Annotated in this window: 1 protein-coding gene; it reads left to right on the top strand. The window is 44.6% G+C overall.

Features of this window, described 5'->3' with window-relative positions; all coding sequences use genetic code 11:
• Positions 1–84: 84 nt before the first annotated feature.
• Positions 85–5256: putative Ig domain-containing protein (locus ACVPON_RS00100; RefSeq protein ID WP_462874806.1), on the top strand; the 5172-nt coding region annotated here is incomplete at its 3' end.

Raw genomic sequence — 5256 nt, 5'->3', positions numbered from 1 at the left:
AATGGTCGGTATAACACGGGTTTTGACGGTTTCTGTGCCAGAGAGCGTCTGGTTTGTGTATAAAAAATAAAGGAGTGTTTGCTTTTGAAAAAGAACAAAAGAAACAAGTTTGACTGGTATGGACTAGGTCAGCGCTTTTCGATTCGGACGTACCATTTTGGTGCGGCTAGTGTCTTACTTGGAACAGTGATTTCACTAAGTTTAGCAAGTAACGTATCTGCGGATGAAGTAGAGGCTAGTAGTGCAATACCTGCGGTAACAGAAGTTGCTAAAGCTGAGGCTAATAGCTCAACTCCTGTAGTAAGAGAAGTAGCACCGACTGAGACGAGTAGCTCAACCCCTGTGGCAGCAGAAGTTGCGAAAGTTGAAGAAGTGGTACCGGTTGAGACTGCTAAGGCTGATGAAATCAATCCTCCAGTAACAGACTTAACAGCTGTTAAAAGTGTAGCATTGGAAGCATTGAAAGAACTAACAGCTCTTAGCGATGCAGAAAAAGCAGTCTTTAAGAAAGAAATTGAAACTGCAACAAGTCAAGACTCTCTCAATGAAATTGTGGAGAGAGCAAAGGGTGCCAATGAAACTGCTAGAGCAGCTGCAGACTCAAAAGCTCAAGAAGCAGCCTTGTCAGCGGCAAAAGAAAGTGCGCTGACAGTTTTAGACAGCTATACACATATCTCTGCGGAAGCAAGAGCTAGCTTTGCAGAACAAATCGAGGCAGCAGGTGACCAGGACACTATTGATGCAGTCTCAAAAGAAGCAAGCAAGGCTGAGAAGCGTGCGATAACGTTTCCTAATCAGGGTCAACCCATTCCTGAAGGTACATCTTTCCGTTCTTTAGGCCCCTCAGACACTGGTAAAACTAAAAATTATACTTTCCAAGATGTTACGACAGTATTCCCAGATTTAGCTAATAAAACGGGGAATACTATTGATTTTCGATTAGCCTACTATTTAGCTGGTACCAACTCAGGTCCTAATTGGAAATTCCGTTTACAATTAGATGAAGCAATTGCCTCTAAGGTAGATACAATTAAAGTAACATCTGTTGGTGGTAAAAATGATATTATATTATCACGTATAAGCGGTACCAATATTTTTGAATCAAATTTCATTCGTGCAAATAATGGGATTTTTGGTGGTGCTGAATTAGGCTCACAGTTAACAGGGGGGACGATTACACTTAAAGAACCAATAGAAACTATTTTAAAAGATCCAAATACCCCTGGATTTATGGCATTTCGTTCTTATGTTTTCGATTCAGCAAAAAATTCAGTTGTTGCCACTTCTGTGGTAAATGGTGTATTTAGGGTTCGTGAAGATCAAACACCAACCCCAAATTCTACCGATTCTAGAAAATTGGATCAATTGAAAAAAATTACTACAGGAGCAATCGTTAGATATGAGCCATCATATGGGAATTATGGTGCAATTGTGTTTGACCAAACAATGACGAAAAATGGAACACCACCAGGCACACTTCAAGATGCATTGAAAAACACAACCTATAATTTGGATATTGATCCAGCCCTATTGCCATATGTTGGTGACGTTGAGATGCATATTGCTGAATATGCTTTTACACAAGGTTTAATAAAGGATGTTAAATCAAGATACTACCGTGAAACAACATCATTTAATAACAATGGACATGCTACTTTTACCATTGGAAACAATGCAATAAATCAGGGGAATACAGATAACAAAAGGGCCTATGTCAATATAAATGGTGCCCAAAACCCAGCTTATGTACGTACAGTCATTAAATTTAAAAAACCAGTTAGTGAATTAATGACTGGTTCACCGGATGGTTATCCAGTCTTTAAAGTGCCAGCTGACTCTGATATTTTACCAATTACAGGCTACTTTACATCAGGTGGAGGTGTTTTACCAACAACACTTGGGAATTCAGGCCTATTAGCAGCAGATGTAGACCTGAGAGACAACGAAATTTATGATCCTGAAACAGAAGTTATCAACAAACCATTTGGTGAAGCAACAACTGCGGATGATTTATCACAAGCTGTTAAAAAAATACCAGCAGCATCTAGAGTAGTACCTAAAGCAGGTGCAACTGTTCCAGATGGTAATACTGCAGGTACTTTTGAAGTGCCAGTCGTTATCACTTATCCAGATGGATCAAGAGAAGAAGCAACAGTTACTGTTGTTGTGGCAGACCCAGAAAAAGTTACCTCCATTGGAGACATTGAAGATAAGACTGTTGTAGAAAAACAACCAATCGAGCCAATCGCTGTCCCAGTAGAAAACAAACCAAATAATGGTAGTGTTGAAGTAACGGGTCTCCCAACCGGTCTCACCTATGATCCAGCAACTGGTACTATCACTGGTACTCCAACTGTTGAAGATTGGGGCAAGGATGAGGAAGAACGCGACTTCCCTGCCAAGGTGGTTGTCAAAGACGAAGCTGGCAATCCAGTTGCCGAGAAACCAGTGACCATCAAGGTTCAACGGGACACAGATGGCGACAAAGACCCAGATGTGACCGATCCAGATGATGACAATGACGGCTACCCAGATGACCAAGAAAAGACAGCAGGTACAGACTCCAAGGATCCAAATAGTAAACCAACTGCAACTGTCGGCGATATAGGCGATAAGACTGTTGTAGAAAACCAACCAATCGAGCCAATCGCTGTCCCAGTAGAAAACAAACCAGCTAATGGAACAGTTGAAGTAACGGGTCTCCCAACCGGTCTCACCTATGATCCAGCCACCGGTACTATCACTGGTACCCCAACTGTTGAAGATTGGGGCAAGGATGAGGAAGAACGCGACTTCCCTGCCAAGGTGGTTGTCAAAGACGAAGCTGGCAATCCAGTTGCCGAGAAACCAGTGACCATCAAGGTTCAACGGGACACAGATGGCGACAAAGACCCAGATGTAACGGATCCAGATGATGACAATGACAGCTATCCAGATGACCAAGAAAAGACAGCTGGTACGGATTCTAAGGATCCAAATAGTAAACCAACTGCAACTGTCGGCGATATAGGCGACAAGACTATTGTAGAAAAACAACCAATCGAGCCAATCGCTGTCCCAGTAGAAAATAAACCAGCTAATGGAACAGTCGAAGTAACGGGTCTCCCAACCGGTCTCACCTATGATCCAGCCACCGGTACTATCACTGGTACCCCAACTGTTGAAGATTGGGGCAAGGATGAAGAAGAACGCGACTTCCCTGCCAAGGTGGTTGTCAAAGACGAAGCTGGCAATCCAGTTGCCGAGAAACCATTCATCATCAAGGTTCAACGGGACACAGATGGCGATAAAGACCCAGATGTAACGGATCCAGATGATGACAATGACGGCTACACAGATGACCAAGAAAAGACAGCAGGTACAGACTCCAAGGATCCAAATAGTAAACCAAGTGCGACTGTTGGAGACATTGAAGATAAGACTGTTGTAGAAAACCAACCAATCGAGCCAATTGCTGTCCCAGTAGAAAACAAACCAGCTAATGGAACAGTCGAAGTAACGGGTCTCCCAACCGGTCTCACCTATGATCCAGCAACAGGTACTATCACTGGTACCCCAACTGTTGATGATTGGGGCAAGGATGAGGAAGAACGCGACTTCCCTGCTAAAGTGGTTGTCAAGGACGAAAACGGCAATCCAGTTGCGGAGAAACCAGTGACCATCAAGGTTCAACGCGATACAGATGGCGATAAAGACCCAGATGTGACGGATCCAGATGATGACAATGATGGCTACACAGATGATCAAGAAAAGGCAGCTGGTACGGATTCTAAAGATCCAAATAGTAAACCAGCAACCCCAGCAGTCGGCAATCTTGAAGATAAGACTGTTGTAGAAAACCAACCAATCGAGCCAATCACAGTCCCAGTAGAAAACAAACCAGCTAATGGAACAGTTGAAGTAACAGGTCTCCCAACCGGTCTCACCTATGATCCAGCCACAGGCACCATCACTGGTACCCCAACTGTTGATGATTGGGGCAAGGATGAAGAAGAACGCGACTTCCCTGCCAAAGTGGTTGTCAAAGACGAAAATGGGAATCCAGTTGCGGAGAAACCAGTGACCATCAAGGTTCAACGGGACACAGATGGCGACAAAGACCCAGATGTGACCGATCCAGATGATGACAATGACGGCTACCCAGATGATCAAGAAAAGACAGCAGGTACAGACTCCAAGGATCCAAACAGTAAACCAGCAACCCCAGCAGTCGGTAATCTTGAAGATAAGACTGTTGTAGAAAACCAACCAATCGAGCCAATCGCTGTTCCAGTAGAAAACAAACCAAATAATGGTAGTGTTGAAGTAACAGGTCTCCCAACCGGCCTCACCTATGATCCAGCCACTGGTACTATCACTGGTACCCCGACTGTTGATGATTGGGGCAAGGATGAAGAAGAACGCGACTTCCCTGCCAAAGTGGTTGTCAAGGACGAAGCTGGCAATCCAGTTGCGGAGAAACCAGTGACCATCAAGGTTCAACGCGATACAGATGGCGATAAAGACCCAGATGTAACGGATCCAGATGATGACAATGACGGCTACACAGATGACCAAGAAAAGACAGCAGGTACGGATTCTAAGGATCCAAACAGTAAACCAGCAACCCCAGCAGTCGGCAATCTTGAAGATAAGACTGTTGTAGAAAACCAACCAATCGAGCCAATCGCTGTCCCAGTAGAAAACAAACCAAATAATGGTAGTGTTGAAGTAACGGGTCTCCCAACCGGCCTCACCTATGATCCAGCCACTGGTACTATTACTGGTACCCCGACTGTTGATGATTGGGGCAAGGATGAGGAAGAACGTGACTTCCCTGCTAAAGTGGTTGTCAAGGACGAAGCTGGCAATCCAGTTGCGGAGAAACCAGTGACCATCAAGGTTCAACGGGACACAGATGGCGACAAAGACCCAGATGTGACCGATCCAGATGATGACAATGACGGCTACACAGATGACCAAGAAAAGACAGCAGGTACAGATTCTAAGGATCCAAACAGTAAACCATCCACCCCAGCAGTCGGCAATCTTGAAGATAAGACTGTTGTAGAAAACCAACCAATCGAGCCAATCACAGTCCCAGTAGAAAACAAACCAGCTAATGGAACAGTCGAAGTAACGGGTCTCCCAACCGGTCTCACCTATGATCCAGCAACAGGCACTATCACTGGTACCCCAACTGTTGATGATTGGGGCAAGGATGAAGAAGAACGCGACTTCCCTGCTAAAGTGGTTGTCAAGGACGAAGCTGGCAAT

Source organism: Streptococcus sp. 1F3, from assembly GCF_054968985.1.
This window is presented reverse-complemented; position numbering and strand designations above follow the sequence as displayed.